This is a genomic window from Vannielia litorea, assembly GCF_900142295.1.
Lineage (GTDB): Bacteria > Pseudomonadota > Alphaproteobacteria > Rhodobacterales > Rhodobacteraceae > Vannielia > Vannielia litorea.
In genome coordinates this window covers 894013-914845 of sequence record NZ_FSRL01000001.1, presented here as the reverse complement: position 1 = coordinate 914845, position 20833 = coordinate 894013, and the positions used below count along the sequence as shown (strand labels likewise).

Sequence of the window (20833 nt, the reverse complement as noted above, 5' to 3'; positions counted from 1 at the left end):
GGCGGGTGTTTTCCGTTAGGAGGCAGGCACTTGCAGATGTGCTCTTGAGATTGCCCCGCTGTTGGACATAGGCTCGCCCCAGTCATAACAAACAGGGAGGGCACTCACATGAAGCCCCTGAACATGCTCACCGGCGCGGCCATCGCGCTGGGCCTCACCGTTTCCGCAGCCTCGGCGCAGGAAATGGCCTTCTTCCGCATCGGCACCGGCGGCACGGCGGGCACCTACTACCCGATCGGCGGCCTGCTGGCCAACGCCATCTCCAACCCGCCGGGCTCGCGCGGCTGCGACGAGGGCGGCTCCTGCGGCGTGCCCGGTCTCGTGGCCTCGGCGCTCTCGGCCAACGGCTCCGTGGCCAACATCAACGCCATCGCCGGCGGTACGCTCGAATCGGGCTTCTCGCAGTCGGACGTGGCGACCTGGGCCTATACCGGCACCGGCATCTGGGAGGGCAAGGAGCCCGTCGAGAGCCTGCGCGCCATCGCCAACCTCTACCCCGAGAGCATCCACCTCGTGGCCTCGGCGGGCTCGGGCATCAGCTCGGTGGCCGACCTGAAGGGCAAGAAGGTGTCGATGGACGAGCCGGGCTCCGGCACGCTGGTTGACGCCAAGATCATCCTCGAGGGATACGGCCTGAGCGAGGCCGACATCCAGCCCGAGTACCTCAAGCCCGACCAGGCCGCCGACCGCATGCGCGACGGCGCGATGGACGCCTTCTTCTTCGTCGGCGGCTACCCCGCCGGCGCGATCTCGGAGCTGGCCAGCCAGCACGATGTGAAGCTGGTGCCGATCTCCTGCGAGGAAGCGCCGTCGATCTGCGAGACCTACGGCTTCTTCGCCGCCGACACGGTGCCCGGTGGCACCTACGAGGGCAACGCCGATGACGTGAACACGCTCTCGGTGGGCGCGCAGTGGATCACCAGCGCCGACCAGCCCGAAGACCTGATCTACGGCATCACCAAGGCGCTGTGGAACGACAACACCCGCAAGCAACTCGACGCCGGCCACGCCAAGGGCAAGTCGATCACCAAGGAGACCGCGCTGAACGGCGTCGGCATCCCGCTGCATCCGGGCGCCGAGAAGTTCTACAAGGAAGCCGGCCTGCTGAAGTGACGGGCCGCGGCACCATGCCGACCGTCTGACGACATCAAGGGGGGCCGCGCGCCACGTCGCGGCCCCCTTTCCCTACCCCGACAGGAGCGAGACCGATGGCCGAAGAGCGCAGATCCATGGATGACATCCGCGAACTGAGTGCCGACGAGCTTCAGGCGATCGAAGAGGAATTCGACCCGGAGCTGCGGTTCCGCCTGCTGGTCTGGCCGCTGACGCTGGCCACCGGCGCGATCCTCTTCGTGCTCTCCTGCTACCACTTCTACACCGCGGGCTTCGGCATTCCGCAGGCCACGGTGCATCGCGGGCTGCACCTCGGCGTGACGCTGCTGGTGGTGTTCCTCAGCTTCTCCGCCTTCGGCCGAAAGGAGCTGGGCAACTCCGCCCTCACCCCGCTGGGCCTGCCGCTCTACGACTGGGTGCTGGGCCTCGCAGGCCTCGCGGCCGCGCTCTACGTGCCCTGGATCTACGCCGATCTCGCCTTCCGCGTCGGCAACCCGCTGCCCATCGACGTGGTCATGGGCACCATCCTCATCGTGGTGCTGCTCGAAGCGGTGCGCCGCTCGATGGGCTGGCCCCTGCCGGTGATCGCGATGCTCTTCATCGCCTATGCCTATTTCGGCAAGTCCATGCCCGGCATCTTCGTGCATCCCGGCGCGAGCTGGTCGAACATCGTCAACCACCTCTACCTGACCTCGCAGGGCATCTACGGCACCGCGCTCGGCGTGATCGCCACCTATGTGTTCCACTTCGTGCTCTTCGGCGTCATGGCCACCCGGATCGGGCTGGGCCAGCTCTTCATCGACATCGCCTCCGCGCTCGCCGGCCGCTACGCGGGCGGCCCGGCCAAGGTTTCGGTGCTGTCCTCGGCGCTGCTGGGCTCGATCTCGGGTTCCTCCATCGCCAACACCGTCACCACCGGCTCGCTGACGATTCCGGCGATGATCCGGATCGGCTACCCCCGCCACTTCGCCGCCGCCGTGGAGGCCGCCGCCTCGACCGGCGGGCAGATCACGCCGCCGGTCATGGGGGCCGTGGCCTTTCTGATGATCGAATACCTCGGCGTGCCGCTCACCACGATCCTGACCGCCGCGCTGGTGCCTGCCTTCATGCACTTCTTCGGGGTGCTGGTGCAGGTTCACCTCGAAGCCCGCCGCCTCGGGCTGCGCGGCCTGTCGCCCGCTGAACTGCCCAACGCCTGGAAGGTGCTGAAGGCCGGCTGGCTCTCGGTGGTGCCGCTCATCATCCTCGTGGCGGTGCTGCTCTCGGGGCGCACCCCCTTTGCCGCCGCCTTCTACTCGATCTCGGCCTGCATCGTCGTGATGGCGATCCAGCAGGTCATGGCCTCGGGCCTCCTCGGTGGCATCAAGGGCACGCTGCACGGCGTCTGGGAGGGCTTCATCCTCGGTGCCAGGCAGTCGCTCTCGGTCACCGCCGCCGCCGCGCTCGTGGGCGTGGTCATCGGCGTGGTCACCCTCACCGGCGTGGGCTTCAAGATCGCCTACATGGTGACCTCCATCGCCCAGGGCTGGGCCGTGAGCTTGCAGGAGACGCTGGCCTTCCTGCCTTTCGAGGTGATGAGCGTCGACGGCATGACCCTGCTCTTCACGCTGATCCTGACGGCGATCGTCTGCATCCTGATGGGCTGCGGCATCCCGACCACGGCGAACTACATCATCATGGTCGCGGTGGCCGCGCCGATCCTCGGCATGCTGGGCGTCCAGCAGATGGTGGCGCATTACTTCGTGTTCTACTACGGCGTGCTCGCGGATGTGACGCCCCCTGTGGCGATGGCGGCCTATGCGGGCGCGGGCATCGCCAATGCCAATGCCTTCAAGGCAGGCAACACCGCCTTCCGGCTCTCGATGGGCAAGGCACTGGTGCCCTTCGTCTTCGCCTTCCAGCCGGCGCTGCTGATCGTGACCGACGGCTTTACCTGGGAGGCCTTCTCGCTGGCCTTCTTCGGCGCGGTCGCGGGCATCTGGATCCTGGCCTCGGCGGTGTCGGGCTGGCTCTACGCGCCGCTCTGGCGCATCGAGCGGCTGGTGCTGACCTTCGCGGCGATCCTGCTGGTGGCCCCGAGCCTGACCGCAACCGCCATCGGCCTCGCGCTCGTCGTGCCCACGGCGCTGCGGCAGCTTCTGCCGCGTCTGCGGGCCAGCGGCGCGGCCTAGGTTACGAGGCCGGGCAGCCTTCGGGCGTCCACCAGGTCGTGGCAATGGTCGATGAAGGCCTGCACCCGACGTGACACATGCACCGCCCGCGTGGTGGCGATGCCCAGGTTCAGCGGCTCGGGATTGCCCGAGAGCGGCAGGAAGATCAGCGGCTTGCCGTCGGGCGCGGTGTCGGAGACCGTGCGCATGTTGGCCAGACCGAAGCCGAAGCCGTTGGCCACGAGGCTGCGCTGCACCGCCATCTCGCGCGTCCGCTCGATGATCTGCGGCCGCCGCCCGAGGCTGCGGAAGAGCGACAGGAAGTAATCGGAGCTGTGCGGCAGGTCGAGCAGCACCATCGGGTGATCGACGAGATCGGCCAGGTCCAACGTGCTGCGGCTGGCCAGCGCATGCTCGGGCGGCAGCATCACGTAGGGTGGCAGCTTGACCAGCGGCTCGAAGGCGATGTCGCTCACCAGGGCCAGGTCGTAGGTCAGCGCGATGTCGATCCGGGCGCTGCGCAGGCCCTCGAAGATCTCGGCCTGGTCGAGCTCGAGCTGGCTGAAATCCACATCGGCATATTTGTCCTCGAACTGGCGGCGCAGCTGGGGGATGAGGATCTGCGCGAAGGTCCGCAGGCAGCCCACCCGGAGCGAGCCGCGCACCGTGTCGGAGACGATGTGGGCGAGGTCGTTGAGCTTGTCGGCTTCGGCGAGGATCTTCTTCGCCTGCTCCATGAAGGCCTGGCCCGGCTCGGTCAACACCGAGCCCTGGGCGTGGCGGCGGGTGAAGAGCTGCACGCCGAACCCCGCCTCGAGCTGGGCGATGGCCGAGGACATGGAGGGCGCCGAGACATTCACCTTTTCGGAGGCCAGCGAGATGCTTCCGGCCTCGCCCACGGCCACGAAGTATTCGAGCTGTCGCAGGGTGAAACGCAGGGGCATATCCGTCCTTCCGAGGGGGTCAGGGCGAGCCTAGCGCGGGCGGCGGCAAAGCGCGATGCCCCGCGTGCGGCCCGGTCGCGGCGTCACGCGTCGCCCGGCACGCCGTAGGAGGGTGCGGCGGAGGGGTCGAGCGCGCGGGCCACGTAGTCGGCCATCTGGGGCTTGTAGGTGGCCCAGGCGGCTTCGAGCGCCGTGACCGGGCAGGCGTCCGTCCAGTCGATGCGCAGCTCCGCGAGCGGCCAGCTCTGCCTGTCGACCAGCAGGAGCCCGGCCGAATGCACCGGCCCCGCCTCGCCACCCGCCTCCAGCCCGGCACGCAGCGCCCCGATCAGCCGGTCGCCCAGCGGCCCGGCGCTGTGCAGGAAGCGGCCCACCATCACCTCGGGCACGCCCGCATCGGCCAGCAGGTTGCCCGCCGCCGCCACATCATTGCCCTGCGCGGAGGACCAGAGCCCCAGCACCTTCTCGCCGGAGTAGACGGCGCTTTGCCCCGACTTCCCCACCGCCAGAACCTGCCGGTATTCCATGTGCGAGCCGGTGCGCTCGAGGATCGACACCGCCTCGCGGGCGGTCGCGCCGCGTTCCATCAGGTCGAGCGCATGGGGGCCCAGGCGCGGGTCGGTCACGTTTTGCGAGGCCACCACGCCCACGCCGGCGCGCGCATGGGCGCAGCGCGCCGCCACCGCGGGCGAGGAGGACGAGACGACCATGCCGAACTGGCCTGTCTGCGGGCAATGGGCCACGAGGGAAAAGGTCATGCGGGCCGCTCCCTCAGTCGGGGATGACGGCGGTGCCGTCGATCTCGACCAGCCACTCGGGCCGGGCCAGCGCCTGCACCACCAGCCCGGTGGAGACGGGGTGCACGCCCTTGATGTACTCGCCCATCGTCCGGTAGACCGCCTCGCGGTGGCGCACGTCGGTGATGTAGACCACCACCTTCACCAGGTGCTCCATCCGCCCGCCGGCCTCCTCGATCAGCTGCCGGATGTTCTGCATCACCCTGTGGGTCTGCTCCACCGGGTCATGGCTCGCGATGTTCTCTGCGGTGTCCAGCTCCTGCGGGCACTGTCCGCGCAGCCAGACGATCCTGCCGCCACGGGTGACGACGCCCTGCGCGAGGTCGTTGTCGAGCTTCTGCTCGGGGTAGGTGTCGCGCGTGTTGAAGGGGCGGATGCGGTGATGTTCCATCTTGGTCCGTTCAGGGTTGGGTCAATCGGGGAGCGCGGCGACGTCGAGCGCCACCTTGCCGAAGTTCTCGCCGCCCTCGAGCCAGCGATGCGCCTGGGCCGCCTCGGCCAGCGGAAAGCTGCGGGAGAGCACGGGCGCCACCTTGCCGGGGCCGAGGAGCGGCAGCAGGTGGCGGGTGACGGCGCGGGCCAGCCGGGCCTTCTCGTGGGCAGGCTTGGGGCGCAGCGTGGAGGAGGTGAGCCAGAGGCCCTTGCGCATGACCTTCGACAGGTCGACCTGCGCCTGCGGCCCGGCCATGAACGACAGGCTCACGTGGCGGCCTTCGGGCGCCAGGCAGTCGAGGTTCTGCGCCAGGGCCTCGCCGCCGGTGATGTCGAGCACCACCTCGACCCCCCTGCCCCCGGTCAGCTCCAGCACGGGCGCGGCATGGGGGCCTTTGCGGTAGTCGATGGCGCGGGCGCCCATGGCCTCCAGCCGGGCGCATTTCTCGGCGCCGCCGGCGGTGGTGATGACCTGCGCGCCCACGGCCTGCGCAAGCTGGATGCCCAGCGTGCCGATGCCCGAGGCGCCGCCGTGGATCAGCACGGTTTCGCCCGGCGCGAGGCGGCCGCGCTCGAAGAGGTTGTGCCAGAGGGTGAAGAGGCCTTCGGGGAGTACGGCGGCCTCGGTGGGGCTGATGCCCTCGGGCACCGGCAGGCAGAGAGCGGCGGAGGCGATGGCGTATTCGGCATAGCCGCCGCCGTTCAGCAGGGCCATGACGGTTGCGCCCGGGGCGGGGCTCTCGACCCCCTCGCCCAGCGCGATGACGGTGCCGCAGACCTCGAGCCCCAGCACATCGGTCACGCCGGGCGGGGCCGGCAAGGCGCCGGAGCGCTGCATGATGTCGGGCCGGTTCACCCCGGCGGCGGCCACGGCGATGAGCACCTCGCCCGGTCCGGGCTCGGGGCGCTCGCGGTCGGTCAGCCGGAGCACCTCGGGGCCGCCGGGCTGGCTGGCGACGATGGCTTTCATTGCGACGCTCCCGTGAAGACGACCGGTGCCTCGGGCAGCGCCACGGCCACCGCTTCGCCCACCTTCGGCAGGTTGCCCACCGGCAGGCGCAGCATCAGCTGCCCGTCCACGGCGGCCGGGCAGGCCAGATGCAGCTCGACATGGGCGCCCTGGTAGACGGCAAAGCTCACCGTGGCCGGCAGGGCGCCGGGGGTGCCGCGAGCGACGAGCCGGCAGGCCTCGGGGCGGGCGAAGAGCTCGACCTGCGCCCCGGCACCGGCCTCGGGGGCGGCGCTTTCGGGGAGGGTCAGGGAGGTGCCCGCGAGGTCGAGGGTGAGAGTGCCGGACTCGCGGGCAGTGACGGTACCGTTGAGCAGGTTGGCGTCGCCCACGAAGGTGCCCACGAAGCGGTCGGCGGGGCTGGCGTAGATCTCCTCGGGCGTGCCGATCTGGCGGATGCGGCCCTTCGACATCACCGCGATCCGGTCGGACATGGAGAGCGCCTCGCCCTGGTCGTGGGTGACGAAGATGGTGGTCACACCGAGCCCCTGCTGGATCTCCTTCAGCTCGATCTGCATGGCGGCCCTGAGGTTGCGGTCGAGCGCCGAGAACGGCTCGTCGAGCAGCAGCACCTTGGGCCGGATCACCAGCGCGCGGGCCAGGGCCACGCGCTGCTGCTGCCCGCCCGAAAGCTGCCTGGGTCGCCGGTCCGCGAATTGCTCGAGCTTCACCAGCCGGAGGGTCTCCATCGCCCGCGCGCGGGCCTCCGATGCCGCCACGCCGCGCGTGCGCAGCCCGTATTCGACGTTCCTGACCACATCCATGTGCGGAAACAGCGCGTAGTTCTGGAAGACGATCCCGATCTCGCGGCGGTGCACCGGCACCTGGGTCACCAGCGCATCGTCGATGAACAGCTCGCCCTTGTCGGGCTCCAGAAACCCCGCGACGAGATTCAGCAGCGTGGTCTTGCCGCAGCCCGAGGGGCCGAGCAGGGTGAGAAACTCGCCCTTGCGGACCTTCAGCCAGGAGGGCTCCAGCGCCAGGGTGCCATCGAAGCTCTTGGATACGCCGTCGATCTTGACGGCGGTCCGGGCGGGAGGCTGGGCGGGCACGGCCCCGGCGGGCTGGTGCAGCTTGGGATCAATCAACATTCAAGACCTTTTCGAGCCGGAAGATGACATGCGCGAGGATCAGCATCGCGGCGACGGCCACCACGTAGAGCACCGAGAGGGCGGCCAGCGTGGGGTCGGCGTATTCGCGCACGTAGTTGTACATGGCCACGGGCAGCGTCTGGGTGCGCTGGTTGACCAGGAAGAGCGAGGCGGTGAACTCGTTGAACGACAGGATCGCGGCAAAGAGCCAGCCGGCGGCGAGGCCGGGCAGCAGCAGCGGCAGGGTGACGGTGAGCAGCACCCGGCGCGGCGCGGCGCCGAGGCTTTCGGCGGCGGCCTCGAGCTGGCGCTCGAAGTTCTGCAGGCTCACGTAGACCGAGCGCACCACGAAGGGCAGCACGATGGTGATGTGCAGGAACACCAGCAGCCCCATGCTGCGCGGGATCGAGACGGAGGCCGCGAGGATCAGCAGGCCGAGGCCGATGGTGAAGTTGGGGATCACCAGCGACGACATCAGCACCGCGTGCAATGTCGCCTTGCCGCGAAATTCGTAGCGGTTGAGCACGTAGGCAAAGCCGGTGCCCGCGATCAGCGCCAGGGTGGAGCCGAAGGCGGCGATGACGAGGGAGTTCTTCGCCCCGTCGGCAAAGTCGTCATACTCGAAAACCCTCGCATACCACCGCAGCGACCAGTCCTGCGGCGGGAAGCTGAGGATGCTGGAGTGGTTGAAGGAGGCGATGAGCACCACCACGAAGGGCAGCAGCACGAAGCCGAGGATCAGCGCCACGAGAATGCGGCCGGACCAGTCGAGCAGGTGATCGAGGGGCGTGCGTTTCATCTCAATGGGCTCCCTGCCGCTCGATCTGCTTCATGCCGAGGTTGAAGAGGCTCAGCACGGCCACGGTAAAGAGCAGGCCCGCGAGCGAGAGCGAGGCGGCGAGCGGAAAGTTGAAGGAGGCGAAGCCGACCTGGTAGACCAGAGTCGAGATCGTCACCACCTGCCCGCCGCCGATCATCTGCGGGGTGGCGAAGGCCGAGAAGGTCCAGGCGAAGGCGGTGGAACTGGCGGCCACGATGCCCGGCACCGAGAGCGGCAGGGTGACGGTGAGAAACACCCGCACCCGCCCGGCGCCCAGGCTGAAGGCGGCCTGCTCCAGCCTGCGGTCGATATGGGCGATGGCGGCGGCCAGCATGATGGTGACGATCGGCAGGGTGAAGTGCACCAGCGCGATGACCACGCCGGTCATGGTGAACATGAAGGAGATCGGCTCGTCGATCAGGCCGAGCCCGAGCAGCGCCGAGTTGAGAAAGCCCTGGTTGCCCAGCACGATGATCCACGAATAGGTGCGCACCACCTCGCCCAGAAACAGCGGCGTGAGGGTGATGATCAGCATCGCGCCGCGGAGCCAGCCGGAGCGGGTTCGCAGCATGGCGAAGGCCAGCGGGTAGCCGATGAGCAGGGTAAAGACCGCCGTCCAGAAGCAGAGCAGCACCGTGGTCAGAAAGGCCTTGCCGTAGGCGGGCTTCAGCAGCGTGGTGAAGTTCTCGAAGGTAAAGCCGCCCGGATCGAGCATGCCCGGCACATGGGCCCGCAGGCTGTATTGCACGATCGCCAGGAAGGAGGCGGCGATGCCGATGGCGATGAGCCCTGCGGGGGTGACGAACCAGCCCAGAAACGGTCGCTTGGTCATGGTGTTCTTCATGTCAGAAAAAGGTGCCGGGTCGGAGGTGAGGGTCTCCGGCCCGGCGCGGGAACATCAGTTGGCGATCATGTTCTCGGAGAACCACTTGCGCCATTCGGCGGTCTTCTCGGCGCGCAGCGCGTGCGGGATGATCAGCGCCTGGCTGTCCCATTGCTCGGCGGTGGTGAAGACGCCCGGCAGCTCGGCCACCTCGGCGGGCAGCTCCACCCCGGTCACCACCGGGCTGCCCTTCTTGATCTGGGCGATCTGGGCCTGCACCTCCGGATCCAGGGCTGCGTTGATGAACTGATAGGCCAGCTCGGCCTTCTCGGTGCCTGCGGTGATGCCCATTGTATCGACGCCCAGCACCGCCCCTTCCGACGGGATGGCGAGCGCGATGTCCACGCCCTCGTTCTTCATGTGGTAGGCGTTCATCGACAGGATGATCTGCACCGGGGTCTCGCCGGTGGAGATGAGCTGCTGGGAGTTGGCGTCATTGGTGTAGAAGGCCTTGAAGTTGGGCTTGAGCGCCAACAGCTTCTCCTGCCCGTCCTCCCAGTTCTCGGCATCCGAGCCCGAGAGCAGCGCCGAAACGGCGATGATGTGCGAGGGGTCGAAGTCGGGCGCGGCGATGGAGCCGGCCAGCTCGGGCGACCACAGGTCTTCCCAGCTGTCGAAGTCGATGCCCTCGGGCAGCATGTCGGGGCGGTAGCCGATGGTGTAGACATAGGCCCAGGCGCCGATGTGGCCGGGGCTGATCTTGGCCTGTTCGACAAGGTTGGAGGCGTTGGGGATCTTGCCCATGTCGAGCTCCTCGAAGAGCCCGCCGTTCTGGTAGAGCCAGCCGATGTGCGAGGTGGTGAAGGTCACGTCGCTCTCGGGCGCGTCCTTGTTGAGCTGGGCCGCGTTCAGCCGGTCGATGGTGCCGCCGGTGATGTATTCGACCTCGACGCCGGTCTCCTCGGTGAACTTCCTGGCGATGGTCTCGTCGATCAGGTCGCGGAACGAGCCGCCCCATGTGCTGACGGTGAGGGTCTCGGCCCCGGCGGCGGTGCCGAGAGCGGTAAGCGCCAGGGCGGCGACGAGAGGGTGGTTCATGCTGGTCTCCATGGTGTCGGTCTGCGGCGGGGTCTCCGCCTCGTGGTCAGGTGGTGGCGTTCGGGGCAGGCCTGCGTGGTGCGACGGTCTTGCACCGCTCCCCTCGTCGTTCCTGCATGCTGCCCCCTTCCGTGGTGCCTGTTCCCCTGCCCAGAAGGTTTGCAGACCGGTGCGGCGGGCGACATTTCAATAATCCTTCGCGCTGGCTAGGTTTCTTCGAAGGCACGGGGCAACACATTGAAAATGCTATGGTTTATAGCAAGCCGGCTTGAACCGCCGAAACAGCCCCGGACTGGCGCGATGGATTTTTGGGCAGTGGCATCGCCGTCTGCGCAAAGTTTGCACCCGCGACGATTGCGCGCGAGGCCCGTGACGACAATCGAAAAGGGGCACCCCCGAAAGGATGCCCCTTGCGCCGGCCAGGCCTGATCGGGTGGACGCGGCTACATCAGGACGCCCGGCAGCCAGAGCGAGAGCTGCGGCACGAGAACCAGCAGGATCAGCAACCCGACGAGCGCGAGGAGGAAGGGCATGTTGGCCCGGGTCACGGCCAGCACTTCCTCCTGCCCTATTCGGGCCGCCACAAGCAGCGCCAATGCCACCGGCGGCGTCACCTGCCCGATTGCCACCGTCACGACCATCAGCACGCCGAAATGGACGAGGTCCACATCGAGCGTGAGCAGCGAGGGCAGCAACACCGGCATGATCATCGGGATCAGCGGATCGAGCACCATCCCCGCCACCAGCGCGAGCAGCAGCAGGGTGAGAATTTGCAGCACGTCGTTCTCGAAGGGAAACAGCACCTGCATCAGCTCGGCCAGCGCGACCGGCACCCTTGCCTGGCTCAAGGCCCAGCCCAGCGCGGTCGACAGGCCCACCACCATCAGCACTTCGCCGGTGAGCACGGCGGCATCCACCGCAACACGGTAAAGACCGCGCAGATCGAGGCTGCGGTAGACGACCATCGACAGGAACAGCGCATAGGCCACCGCGAAGGCGCCCGCCTCCGAAGGGGTGAAGAGCCCGAAGACGAGGCCGCCGAGGATCAACCCGGGCATCCCCATCGGCAGGATCGCGGCCCGCCCGGTGCGCATCAGCTCGCCCCATTCGAACCCCTGCGAGGGCTTCCACCCGTGCCGCCGCGCGAGCAGCCCCACGGTCGCCATCAGCACCAGCGCCATCAGCAGGCCCGGCACCGCACCGGCGAGAAACATCGCGCCCAGAGAGGTTCCGGTGACGGCCGAGTAGAGAATCATCGGCGAGGAGGGCGGCACCAGCACGCCGATGCCCGAGGAGGTGGCAGTGAGCGCGGCGGAGAAGGGGCCGGGATAGCCGGCCTGCTTCATCTTGGGGATTATCACCGAGCCGCTGCCCGCAAGGTCGGCCACCGAGGTGCCGATCATGCCACCGAACATCAGGCTCACGCCCACGTTCACATGGGCCAGCCCGCCCCGCATCCAGCCCAGCAGCGCACCCGCAAAGGCAAACAGCCGGTCGGCAATGCCGCCTGCGTTCATGATGCCGCCCGCAAGGATGAAGAGCGGCAGGGTCACGAGGATCGGGTCGGAGAGGCCCGCCAGGGTCTGCTGCGGCATTGCCAGCATCCAACCGCCCGAGAAGGTGAGAAACACCACCACGGAGGCCGCCAGCGCAACGATGACCGGAAAGCCCGCAAGCGCCAGCCCGCACAGCGTGATGATGGTCGCGGCTGCAAGCCCCATCATGGCCGTGCACCCCGTGCCATCAGCCGCGCCGCGCGGAACAGGAGCACCCCGCCCATCCCCGCCATCGCCAGCATCAACGCCGAGATGCCAAGCCCCTTGGGCATCCGCAGGATCGGGGTCACGTCGCCCCCGAAGAGGCCGAGGTAGGCCCGGATCTGCCATGCGAAGAAGCCAAGCGCCCCGGCGCCGATCACGCCGCAGGCCACCGCCAGCAGGCGGCAGGCACGGGGTGGCAGGCGCGCCACCAGCACGTCGCAGGTGATGAGGCTGCCGCGGATCGCACCCAGCAGCAGCCCCGTAGAAGCCACCCAGATCATCGCGGTGATGACCAGTTCCTCGCTCCATGGCAGTGGCTTGCCAAAGAGGTATCGCCCCAGCGCGTTGGCCAGCACCAGCAGGGCAATGCCGCCCATCAGCGCCGCCGCCAGCGCCTCCAGAGCCTGCCTGGCCCAGCGCGCGGGGGCGCCACCCGGAGACGGCGCCTCCGCAGGCTCTCCCGCGCCCATCATGCGACGGCCCCTGGCAGGGGCTGCCTGAAGAGCTGCCCGTAACCGGGGCAGTCATCCTCCACCCCCGCCAGCCGAAGCGCATGCCAGAAAGAGGATTGCACCGCGCTGACAACCGGCTTGCCCAGTTCCTTCTCGAGCGCGTCGATCACCCCGGCTGTCCGGAAATTGGTGCAGCTGATGAAGACAGCCTCGGCCTCGGGGTGATCCATCTCGCAGACCATGTCGAAGACCTTTTCCAGCGGCACTTCCGCCAGCGCCTGATCCTCGTCGATCCGCAGGTTGTCGCTGGCCAGAACCTTGTGGCCGTTCTCCTCCAGAAACCGGATCGCGCGGGCATGCACCTCGTCCACATAGGGCGTGGCCAGCACCACCGGCCCGGCCCCCACCGCCGCAAGCCCCGCGAGCGAGGCGGTGGAGGCGGTGTTGATGGCAAGGCCGGGGGCCCAGTCCTTCATCCTGGCGATCAGCGCCTTGTCGTAGGCGGTGCCATGCAGGAAGGAGGCCGATGTGCCGCCGAAGCAGAGCACATCGAGCGGAGCCGAGGCCAGCAGCCGTGCGGCCTGCTCCAGCTCGGGCGCATCCATCATCGCCTGGATGCCCTCGACCGTCACCTTGGGAAGCTTGATCCGCGTGGTGTGCACCGACACGCCCTGGGGCGCCATCGCCCACATCTCTGCTTCCATGACGACGGAAGAGGCCATGAAGATCAGGCCGATCCGGGCGCGGTGGCCATCGCCGTCCTGCATGAATTCGGGGGCCTTGCGGCCCCCGCTCGTCAAATCCGATGCCCCGGTCACTTCAGGCTACCTTCCACGTCCGAGAGGAACTCTTCGCCGATGATGGCGGCGAACTCGGCCCGCAGCGGGGCCGCGGCCTCCTTGAAGGCGGCGAGGTCGGGAGTGTTCACCTTGAGGCCCGCGGCCTCGAACTCCGAGACCAGCGAGGCGTCGCTTTCATCGGATTGCACCCGCGTCGCCTCGGCGCCCGCCTTGGCCGCCGCCGTCACCGCCGCCTGCTCCTCGGGCGTGAGCGCGTCCCAGGCCGAGCCGGCCATGGCCAGCGTGATCGGCGTGTAGACGTGGTTGGTGAGGGACACGAACTCCTGCACCTCGTCGAAGGAAAACTCCTTGACCACCGAGAGCGGGTTTTCCTGCCCGTCGATCACGCCCTGACGGAGCGCCACGTAGACTTCGCCCAATGGCATCGGGGTGGGGGCGGCGCCCAGCGCGGTGAAGGCCATGATCCGGGTCTGCGAGCCGGGGGTACGCAGCTTGAGGCCCGCAAGGTCGGCAGGCGTTTCGATCGGGCGGACGGAGTTGGAGATGGCCCGGAAGCCCAGCTCGCCGTAGGCCAGCACCTGAAGGCCGGTTGTCTCGCGCAGCGAGGCGGTGAGCTTTTCGCCGAGAGCCCCGTCGAGCGCGGCGCGGGCGGTCGCCTTGTCGTCAAACAGGAAGGGCAGGTCGAACACTGCGAACTTGCTGTCCAGTTCGACCACGTCGGAGCCCAGCGGCACCACGTCGACCTGTCCGGCGCGCAACAGCTCGGTCAGCGCCGCCTCGTCGCCCAGGGCGCCGCTTTCGTAGAAGTCGGGGACAAAGCCGCCGCCCTGCGAAAGCGTGTCGCGGAAGGTGGTGAGCATCAGGTTCAGCGGATCACCCGGCGGGGTTTCGACCGCCATCTTGATCGGGGTATCGGCCAAGGCGTGGCTCACCGGCACTGCGGCAAGGACCGTGGCAAGGGTAAAGGAAAGCAGTTTCATCGTCGTCTCCCGTTGATGCGCGCAGGGCGCGTGTTCCGCCTCCCGGGGCGGCTGGTTGTGGAGATTGGTCGCCGCGCGTTGTGCCTTACTGCAAGGCAACGGGCCCGTCGTCCGCTCATGCCTCAAGGCTGCGGAGCGGCGCGAATTCCAACAACTTGTATATTCCTTTTCGCTGGTTAGGCATTTCCATTCCGCCAGCTAAAACCCTGTGAAACAAAGCAAAACGCGGCCCGCCGGGGGCCGCGCCTGAAGAGTGGAAATTTGTGCTGCCCAAATCTTGGTCAGACTTGCGCGGAAATCAGTAGCCCCGCGCAGGGTCCACCCGGTTTGCAACCGGTGCGCCTTCGGTGATCGCGCGGATGTTGGCGGCGATCTGGGCGGCGGCGCTTTCGGGGATGGCGACGGAGGCAAGGTGCGGGGTGACGAGCACGCGGGGCATCTGCCAGAGCGGGCTGGTCTCGGGCAGCGGCTCGGCGGCAAAAACATCGAGCGTGGCGCTGCCGATCCGGCCGCTTTCGAGCGCCCCCACCAGCGCCGGTTCATCGACGATCTCGCCGCGCGAGACGTTCACGAAGGCGGCCCCCGGCTTGAAGGCCGCGAGCAGCCCGGCGTCGATCATGCCGCGGGTGCCGGGGGTCAGAGGGAGCATGCAGACCACGATGTCGGCCCGTGCCAGCAGCGGGCGCAGCGCCTCGGGCCCGTGGTGCGAGACGACGCCCGCAATGTCCTTTGGACGGGTCGCCCAGCCGTGGGTGTCGAAGCCCTGCCGTGCCACCTCTTCCGCCGCGAGACGGCCCAGCTCGCCCAGCCCGAGCACGGCCACACAGATATCGGCGGCGCGTTTGGGGTGGCGGTAGGACCAGCGGCTCTCGCGTTGGGCCTGTTCGAAATGGGGGATCTCGCGGGCATGGCGGAGGACGGAGAAAAGCACGAACCCCGCCATCATCCGGCCCATCTCTGGGTCGGAGAGCCGCGTCACCGGCACATCGGGCAGGTCGTCGCGGGCCACCAGCTGATCGACCCCGGCGCCGAGGTTGATGACCATGGCGAGGTTGGGGAAGCGGGCAAAGAACCCTGCCGGCGGCTTCCAGACCAGCGTGAAACGCACGCGCTCGGGCTCGGTCACATCTTCGGCGCGCAGGATCTCGACATCGGGCAGGTGCGGGGCGAGCGCGTCGCGCCAGGGCTCGAAAGGATCGAAGGCAGAATAGAAGGCGAGGATGTCGCGGCTCATGCCCCCTCCCCGACCATCTCCCCCATCGCGGCGAGCGCCAGCAGGTAGCCGCGCAGGCCCAGCCCGGCGATGATGCCGGTCGCCACCTTGGAGATGTAGGAATGGTGCCGGAACGGCTCGCGCTTGTGGATGTTGCTCATGTGACATTCGAGGATCGGGCCGTCGAAGGCCATCAGCGCGTCGAGGATGGCGATGGAGGTATAGGTCAGCCCGGCGGCGTTGATGATGATCCCCTGCGCATCGCGCCGGGCGGCCTGGATCCAGTCGATGATCTGGCCCTCGTGGTTGCTTTGCAGGAACTCCAGATCAATCCCCAGCTCGGCGGCCTTGTCCCGGCATTTCTGCTCGATCGTCGCAAAGCTGTCGGAGCCGTAGGTGCCGCTCGGATCGAGCCCGTAGAGGTTGGCGTTGGGGCCGTTGATGAAGACGATTTTCGGCATGGCGTTCCCTTCCTGGCCCTGCATGAATGCATCGACCGGCGCAGGCGGTGCCGGTCTGGTCATGGCATGCGCGCAGGCCTCAGCCCGCCCGGCGCTCGGCTCCCGGCACCGACACGTCCTTGCGATAGGCCGTGTAGTTGCGCTGCACCATCACGTGGGTGGCCAGGTACTTGGCGTCATACCAGCAGCCGTAGATGAAGGACGAGGCCCGGTTGGTCAGCTCCGGCAGGCCGAGAAAGTAGATGCCCGGCTCGGCGGAGATGCCGCGCTTGTGGAAGGGCATGCCATCGCGGAAGGCGCCGGGCACGTCGAGCCAGGAAAAATCGAACCTGAAGCCGGTGGCCCAGACGACCGAGGTGATGCCGGCCTCCTTCACATCGAGCTCCAGCACCGGGTTGGTCACGCAATCCGGGTCGGGCTGGATCTCCCAGGCCTCCGGCTCTTCGGGCAGGTCAATGCCGTTGCGGGCGACGTAATCGTCGGCCTCGCGCAGCACCTCGAGATAGGCGCGGTCGCCCTCGGCGAGGTTGGCCACGAGGTCATCGGCGAAGTGCAGAACGCCGCCCTCGTAGTCCTGGGTCAGCCCGAGCACGGTGATGCCCATGTTGCCGAGGCGGCGGAAGTCGATGGTCTTGCCGCCGTCGTAGCCGCTGACCGCGAAGGCCACGTGCTTCTTCTTGGCGTCGATCTTGATCTCGTCCCACTTGCCCAGCACACCGAGCCACCAGCAGTAGTCGCGGGCGCGATAGCTGCGCGGCGGGCGATAGTGCTCGCCGATGGAGAGAAAGACCTTGCGGCCCGCGCGGTGCAGCTCCTCGGCGATCTGCGAGCCCGAAGCGCCGCCACCCACCACGAGCACCGCCCCTTCGGGCAGCTGGGCGGGGTTCTTGTAGGCCGAGGAGTGCAGCTGCATCAGCCCCGCGCTCTCGGGCACGATCTGCGGCATGGCGGGGGCCTGGAACGGCCCGGTGGCCGCGACCACGCGCTGCGCCTCGATCACGCCCTGCGAGGTTTCCACCCGGTAGCCCGGCTTGCCCTCGGCCCGGCGCACGCGCTTGACCTCCACGCCGGTGCGGATCGGCGCGTCGATCATCGCGGCATAGTCCTCGAAGTAGCGCGCCATGCGCTCCTTGGCCGGAAAGCTGTCGGGATCGACATCGTCGAATTCCATGTTCGGAAAGCGGTCGTGCCAGGCCGGGCCGTTGGCCACGAGCGAGTCCCACCGCTCCGACCGCCAGCGCTCGGCCACCCGGTTGCGCTCCAGCACCAGGTGCGGAATCCCGAGGTCGCGCAGGTGCTCGCTCATCGCGATCCCCGACTGCCCGGCCCCGACGATCAGCGTATCGGTGGTTTCAACTGTCATGTCACGTCCCTGAAATCCTGAAATCGCCCGTGGCGCGCGGGCCGCGCCTCGGCGCCCCGCCAACCTGTGTTCCGGCAAAAGGTGGCGTTCGTTGCGGCAAGTGAAAAGTAGAATATTCCTTGGCAGCGGAGAGGAAAAAGATTCTCTGCCCCCTCCCGCCCCGCGCGCGGCGGCTCACGGAGGACTTGCTCAACGCGCGGCGGAGCCTTACCTTGGGGCCGCGCTCCTGCGCGATCAACCGGTGACCGGGCCCCTCTGGCGGAAGTGGCGGCGCTTCCGTGATGTCGGCACCTGACCTCTTCCAGCCGCCTGGAACCAGTTTGCAAAATGGAACAAGGATCACACCTCCCGGCGGAGGCGGGGCGCGATGCTGCGTCCGGTCGCAGCATGCTGTCCTACTTCAAATGGGCCTTCCTGGTCACCGCGCTCGGCATCCTGCTCGGAGCCTGGCTGGGCTGGATCACCACAGGCACCGCCGCGGGCACGCTGGGCATCGTGTTCATCTGCTCGGTGCTTGCGGTGCTGGAGATCTCGCTGTCGTTCGACAACGCCATCGTCAACGCCAACAAGCTCAAGCACATGCGCCCGGAGTGGCAGCACCGGTTCCTGACCTGGGGCATCCTGATCGCGGTCTTCGGGATGCGCATCGTCTTTCCGCTGCTGATCGTGGTGATCGCCGCCAACATCGGGCCCTGGCAGGCCGTGGTGCTCGCCGCCGCCCAGCCCGAGGCATACGCCCGCATCATGCATGACGCCCACCTGCCCATCGCAGCCTTCGGCGGGGCCTTCCTGATGATGGTCGGCCTCAGCTTCTTCTTCGACCGGGAGAAGGATGTGCACTGGGTGCGCTGGCTGGAGCAGAGGATGGCCAAATACGCCACCATTCGCGGCGTCGAGGTGGCGGTTGTGCTGCTTGTCGCGATGGGCTTTTCGCGGTTGCTCGAAGGGCCCGAGGTGCAGGTGTTCTTCTCCGCCGCGATCTGGGGCCTGCTGACCTTTCTGCTGGTCGAGGTCGTGGGCGGGCTGCTCGACAGTTCGCAGCAATCGCTGGGGACGGCGGCCAAGGGCGGGGTCGGGGCCTTTCTCTACCTCGAGGTGCTCGACGCCTCCTTCAGCTTCGACGGCGTGATCGGCGCCTTCGCCCTGAGCCAGAACCTCTTCGTCATCGCCATCGGCCTGGGCATCGGTGCGATGTACGTGCGCTCGATGACGATCATGCTGGTGGAAAAGGGCACCCTGGCCGAGTATCGCTATCTCGAGCACGGCGCCTTCTACGCCATCATCGCGCTCTCGGTGGTGATGTTTGCGCAATCCGTCGTGCACATCCCCGAGGTCATCACCGGACTGGGCGGCGCGGCGCTGATCGGGCTGTCGTTCTGGTCGTCTCTCAGGTGAGGCAGGATCGGCCGCGCGCCCTGCGCGGCCGAAAGTGCCCCGCTCATTTCCCCCAGCGCAGCACGAGCGGGTCGAGCGGTTTCAGCAGGTCGATCATCCGTTGCCGGATGGCCGGGTGCAGCGGCGCGATCGGGTCGCGGCAGAACTCCGAGCCGATCACCCCGCCCTCGACCATCGCCAGCTTGCAGGACTGCCAGCCGCACTGGCGGTTCTCGTGGTTGATGGCCATCGCCACCCGCCCGTAGGCCGCGGTGGCACCCTCGATGTCGCCCGCGCGGTACAGCGTGATCACCGGCTTGATCTGGTCCACGATCATGCCGCTGGTCATCGAGCCGGTCGCCCCGGCGTCGAGGTCGGCCAGCAGCGTGATGCCCTCTTCGCCGTCAAACGGCGCCTCGATGGCGTCACCGCCCTCGGCGATCAGCGCGCGCAGCTTGTTGGCGGCCTTCGGGCACTCGATCTTGAACAGGCGCACCTGCTCGATCTCGCGGGCCATCCGCACCAGCAGCGACACCGGCAGCTCGACGCCCGACAGCGGCGCATCCTGCACCATGATCGGAATGCCCACCTCGCCCACCGCGCGGAACTGCTGATAGCTCTGCTCGGGCGTGCCCTTGAGGAGCGCGCCGTGGTAGGGCGGCATCATCATCACCGCCGCGGCCCCAAGCGACCGGGCCAGCCGCGCGCGCTCCACCGCGATCTGCGTGGCATAGTGGCTGATCGTCACGATCACCGGCACCCGGCCCGCCACATGCTCCAGCGACAGGCGGGTGAGCACTTCGCGCTCCTCGTCGGAAAGCAGGAACTGCTCCGAGAAGTTCGCCAGGATGCAGATGCCATCGGCCCCCTGGTCGATGATGCAGTCGAGCACCCGCTTCATGCCCTCCAGGTCGAGCGTGCCATCGTCGTGGAAGGGCGTGGGCGCGACCGGCCAGATTCCGCTCCAGCTCATTCGACGATCTCGAAATGCGCGAGGTGCTTGTCGGTGATCTCGATGCCGAGGCCGGGCTTGTCGTCGTCGAGCTGCAGGAAGCCGTTTACCGCCTCCGGGTCGCCCTCGAAGATGTAGTAGAACAGCTCGTTGCCCACCTCGACATCGAAGACCGGGAAATACTCGGAGATCGGGCAGTTCGTGTTGGCCATCGTCAGGTGGTAGTTGTGGACCTGCCCGGCGTGCGGGATCACCGGGATCTGCGCCGCCTCGGCGATGGCGTTGATCTTTTGCGCCGCGGTGATGCCGCCGACCCGGTTGGTGTCGTATTGCAGCACGCTCACCGCCTTCTTGCGGATCAGGTCGGCGCAGCCGATGATCGAGAACTCGTGCTCGCCGCCCGAGATCGGCACGATGTTCATGGCGTTCAGCTCGGCATAGCCCTCGACGTCGTCGGCGATGACCGGCTCCTCCAGCCAGCGCGGCTCGTACTTGGCCAGCTTGGGCAGCATCCGCTTGGCGTAGTCGAGGTTCCAGCCCATGTAGCACTCGAGCATGAGGTCGTTGTCGTAGCCGATCACCTCGCGCAGCGCCTCGACGCGCTTGAGGTTCTCGCGCATGCCCTGCATCCCGTCCTTGGGGCCGTAGCCGAAGCGCGACTTGTAGGCGGTGTAGCCGTTCTTCATGGCCTCCTCGGCCTCGGCCTGCATGCTCTCCACCGGCCCGGCGTAGAGCTTGGAGTAATAGACCGGGATCTTCTCCTTGGTGCGCCCGCCCAGCAGCTTGAACACCGGCTTGCCCACCAGCTTGCCCATCAGGTCCCAGATCGCGATGTCGATGGCGGAGATCGCGGTCATGCCGATGCCCTTGCGGCCCCAGGCATGGGTCCGGCGATACATCTTTTCCCAGATGTAGGCGTAGTCGAAGGGGTCCTCGCCCACCACCAGCGGGGCATACCAGTCGTCGATGGCCTTCTTGACCACCGAAGGGGCAAGCGCCGCGTTGCCGATGCCGATGGTGCCATCCTCGGTCTCGACCTCGCAGGTGAGCCACTGGTGAAAGCGGAACGAAGCCATCGCATCGCCCTTCATCCAGAGCGCATCGGAGGCGTTGGTGCAGAAGTTGCCCGTCGGCGGCACGGTCGGGCCGGTCCAGTTCCAGACCCGCGTGCGGATGGATTTGATCTTGGTCATTGGGGTCT

At 67.8% G+C, this 20833-nt stretch carries 20 protein-coding genes; 3 read left to right on the top strand and 17 right to left on the bottom strand.

Annotated elements, in window-relative coordinates:
* Positions 1-108 precede the first annotated feature (108 nt).
* Both BUR94_RS04665 and BUR94_RS04660 read left to right on the top strand, forming a co-directional pair.
* Positions 109-1113 (top strand): TAXI family TRAP transporter solute-binding subunit, encoded by a 1005-nt coding sequence (locus BUR94_RS04665; protein ID WP_074255069.1) that lies wholly within the window; start codon positions 109-111, stop codon positions 1111-1113.
* Positions 1114-1208: 95 nt separating this feature from the next.
* Positions 1209-3284, top strand: coding sequence for a TRAP transporter permease (locus BUR94_RS04660; RefSeq protein WP_074255068.1), 2076 nt, complete (start codon positions 1209-1211; stop codon positions 3282-3284).
* On the opposite strand, the gene BUR94_RS04655 is transcribed toward BUR94_RS04660, so the two are convergent.
* The 15 genes from BUR94_RS04655 to BUR94_RS04585 all read right to left on the bottom strand — a co-directional run bounded on the left by BUR94_RS04655 (position 3281) and on the right by BUR94_RS04585 (position 17306).
* Entirely contained in the window at positions 3281-4207 is a 927-nt protein-coding gene (locus BUR94_RS04655) for a LysR family transcriptional regulator (protein ID WP_074255067.1), read from the bottom strand. The genes BUR94_RS04660 and BUR94_RS04655 overlap by 4 nt on opposite strands.
* Before the next feature lie 83 nt (positions 4208-4290).
* Entirely contained in the window at positions 4291-4965 is a 675-nt protein-coding gene (locus tag BUR94_RS04650; protein ID WP_074255066.1) for a DUF1028 domain-containing protein, read from the bottom strand.
* A 13-nt stretch (positions 4966-4978) separates the two neighbouring features.
* A complete protein-coding gene (locus BUR94_RS04645) occupies positions 4979-5395 on the bottom strand; it encodes a RidA family protein (protein WP_074255065.1) in 417 nt (138 codons plus the stop codon).
* Positions 5396-5416: 21 nt separating this feature from the next.
* On the bottom strand, positions 5417-6406 hold the full coding sequence (locus tag BUR94_RS04640) for an NAD(P)H-quinone oxidoreductase (RefSeq protein ID WP_074255064.1): 990 nt from the start codon (positions 6404-6406) through the stop codon (positions 5417-5419).
* Positions 6403-7536 (bottom strand): ABC transporter ATP-binding protein, encoded by a 1134-nt coding sequence (locus BUR94_RS04635; protein ID WP_084192917.1) that lies wholly within the window; start codon positions 7534-7536, stop codon positions 6403-6405. Before BUR94_RS04635 ends, BUR94_RS04640 begins: the two co-directional genes overlap by 4 nt.
* On the bottom strand, positions 7526-8335 hold the full coding sequence (locus BUR94_RS04630; RefSeq protein ID WP_074255063.1) for an ABC transporter permease: 810 nt from the start codon (positions 8333-8335) through the stop codon (positions 7526-7528). Before BUR94_RS04630 ends, BUR94_RS04635 begins: the two co-directional genes overlap by 11 nt.
* A gap of 1 nt (position 8336) precedes the next feature.
* The gene (locus BUR94_RS04625; protein ID WP_074257585.1) at positions 8337-9188 is read right to left on the bottom strand and encodes an ABC transporter permease; all 852 of its coding nucleotides are present in this window, start codon (positions 9186-9188) and stop codon (positions 8337-8339) included.
* A gap of 66 nt (positions 9189-9254) precedes the next feature.
* Entirely contained in the window at positions 9255-10277 is a 1023-nt protein-coding gene (locus BUR94_RS04620; protein ID WP_074257584.1) for an ABC transporter substrate-binding protein, read from the bottom strand.
* Between the two features lie 443 nt (positions 10278-10720).
* A complete protein-coding gene (locus tag BUR94_RS04615; RefSeq protein WP_084192916.1) occupies positions 10721-12001 on the bottom strand; it encodes a TRAP transporter large permease in 1281 nt (426 codons plus the stop codon).
* On the bottom strand, positions 11998-12510 hold the full coding sequence (locus BUR94_RS04610) for a TRAP transporter small permease (protein ID WP_074255062.1): 513 nt from the start codon (positions 12508-12510) through the stop codon (positions 11998-12000). The genes BUR94_RS04615 and BUR94_RS04610 overlap by 4 nt, the downstream gene beginning before the upstream one ends.
* Complete coding sequence (locus BUR94_RS04605; protein WP_074257582.1) at positions 12507-13256, bottom strand: maleate cis-trans isomerase family protein; 750 nt, start codon at positions 13254-13256, stop codon at positions 12507-12509. The genes BUR94_RS04610 and BUR94_RS04605 overlap by 4 nt, the downstream gene beginning before the upstream one ends.
* A gap of 47 nt (positions 13257-13303) precedes the next feature.
* Positions 13304-14269, bottom strand: coding sequence for a TRAP transporter substrate-binding protein (locus tag BUR94_RS04600; protein ID WP_074255061.1), 966 nt, complete (start codon positions 14267-14269; stop codon positions 13304-13306).
* Positions 14270-14567: 298 nt separating this feature from the next.
* Positions 14568-15503, bottom strand: a complete 936-nt coding sequence (locus BUR94_RS04595) for a 2-hydroxyacid dehydrogenase (protein ID WP_074255060.1) — start codon at positions 15501-15503, stop codon at positions 14568-14570.
* Positions 15500-15943: a type II 3-dehydroquinate dehydratase gene (locus BUR94_RS04590; RefSeq protein ID WP_074255059.1), complete on the bottom strand. Its 444-nt coding sequence runs from the start codon at positions 15941-15943 to the stop codon at positions 15500-15502. Before BUR94_RS04590 ends, BUR94_RS04595 begins: the two co-directional genes overlap by 4 nt.
* Positions 15944-16022: 79 nt before the next feature.
* On the bottom strand, positions 16023-17306 hold the full coding sequence (locus BUR94_RS04585; RefSeq protein WP_074255058.1) for a flavin-containing monooxygenase: 1284 nt from the start codon (positions 17304-17306) through the stop codon (positions 16023-16025).
* 327 nt (positions 17307-17633) lie between these two features.
* On the opposite strand from BUR94_RS04585, the gene BUR94_RS04580 reads away from it, so the two are divergent.
* On the top strand, positions 17634-18701 hold the full coding sequence (locus BUR94_RS04580; protein ID WP_074255057.1) for a DUF475 domain-containing protein: 1068 nt from the start codon (positions 17634-17636) through the stop codon (positions 18699-18701).
* Positions 18702-18744: 43 nt separating this feature from the next.
* Here BUR94_RS04580 and BUR94_RS04575 read toward each other — a convergent pair whose 3' ends face one another.
* On the bottom strand, positions 18745-19653 hold the full coding sequence (locus tag BUR94_RS04575; RefSeq protein WP_074255056.1) for a dihydrodipicolinate synthase family protein: 909 nt from the start codon (positions 19651-19653) through the stop codon (positions 18745-18747).
* On the bottom strand, positions 19650-20825 hold the full coding sequence (locus tag BUR94_RS04570) for an L-rhamnonate dehydratase (protein ID WP_074255055.1): 1176 nt from the start codon (positions 20823-20825) through the stop codon (positions 19650-19652). Before BUR94_RS04570 ends, BUR94_RS04575 begins: the two co-directional genes overlap by 4 nt.
* Positions 20826-20833: the final 8 nt, after the last annotated feature.

Coding starts and splice junctions, on each gene's coding strand:
- BUR94_RS04640 (WP_074255064.1), bottom strand. CDS start 6,406: ATGAAAGCCATCGTCGCCAGCCAGCCCGGCGGCCCCGAGGTGCTCCGG.
- BUR94_RS04615 (WP_084192916.1), bottom strand. CDS start 12,001: ATGATGGGGCTTGCAGCCGCGACCATCATCACGCTGTGCGGGCTGGCG.
- BUR94_RS04665 (WP_074255069.1), top strand. CDS start 109: ATGAAGCCCCTGAACATGCTCACCGGCGCGGCCATCGCGCTGGGCCTC.
- BUR94_RS04595 (WP_074255060.1), bottom strand. CDS start 15,503: ATGAGCCGCGACATCCTCGCCTTCTATTCTGCCTTCGATCCTTTCGAG.
- BUR94_RS04570 (WP_074255055.1), bottom strand. CDS start 20,825: ATGACCAAGATCAAATCCATCCGCACGCGGGTCTGGAACTGGACCGGC.
- BUR94_RS04655 (WP_074255067.1), bottom strand. CDS start 4,207: ATGCCCCTGCGTTTCACCCTGCGACAGCTCGAATACTTCGTGGCCGTG.
- BUR94_RS04610 (WP_074255062.1), bottom strand. CDS start 12,510: ATGATGGGCGCGGGAGAGCCTGCGGAGGCGCCGTCTCCGGGTGGCGCC.
- BUR94_RS04625 (WP_074257585.1), bottom strand. CDS start 9,188: ATGACCAAGCGACCGTTTCTGGGCTGGTTCGTCACCCCCGCAGGGCTC.
- BUR94_RS04660 (WP_074255068.1), top strand. CDS start 1,209: ATGGCCGAAGAGCGCAGATCCATGGATGACATCCGCGAACTGAGTGCC.
- BUR94_RS04580 (WP_074255057.1), top strand. CDS start 17,634: ATGGAACAAGGATCACACCTCCCGGCGGAGGCGGGGCGCGATGCTGCG.
- BUR94_RS04635 (WP_084192917.1), bottom strand. CDS start 7,536: ATGTTGATTGATCCCAAGCTGCACCAGCCCGCCGGGGCCGTGCCCGCC.
- BUR94_RS04585 (WP_074255058.1), bottom strand. CDS start 17,306: ATGACAGTTGAAACCACCGATACGCTGATCGTCGGGGCCGGGCAGTCG.
- BUR94_RS04645 (WP_074255065.1), bottom strand. CDS start 5,395: ATGGAACATCACCGCATCCGCCCCTTCAACACGCGCGACACCTACCCC.
- BUR94_RS04605 (WP_074257582.1), bottom strand. CDS start 13,256: ATGCAGGACGGCGATGGCCACCGCGCCCGGATCGGCCTGATCTTCATG.
- BUR94_RS04630 (WP_074255063.1), bottom strand. CDS start 8,335: ATGAAACGCACGCCCCTCGATCACCTGCTCGACTGGTCCGGCCGCATT.
- BUR94_RS04590 (WP_074255059.1), bottom strand. CDS start 15,943: ATGCCGAAAATCGTCTTCATCAACGGCCCCAACGCCAACCTCTACGGG.
- BUR94_RS04650 (WP_074255066.1), bottom strand. CDS start 4,965: ATGACCTTTTCCCTCGTGGCCCATTGCCCGCAGACAGGCCAGTTCGGC.
- BUR94_RS04620 (WP_074257584.1), bottom strand. CDS start 10,277: ATGAACCACCCTCTCGTCGCCGCCCTGGCGCTTACCGCTCTCGGCACC.
- BUR94_RS04600 (WP_074255061.1), bottom strand. CDS start 14,269: ATGAAACTGCTTTCCTTTACCCTTGCCACGGTCCTTGCCGCAGTGCCG.
- BUR94_RS04575 (WP_074255056.1), bottom strand. CDS start 19,653: ATGAGCTGGAGCGGAATCTGGCCGGTCGCGCCCACGCCCTTCCACGAC.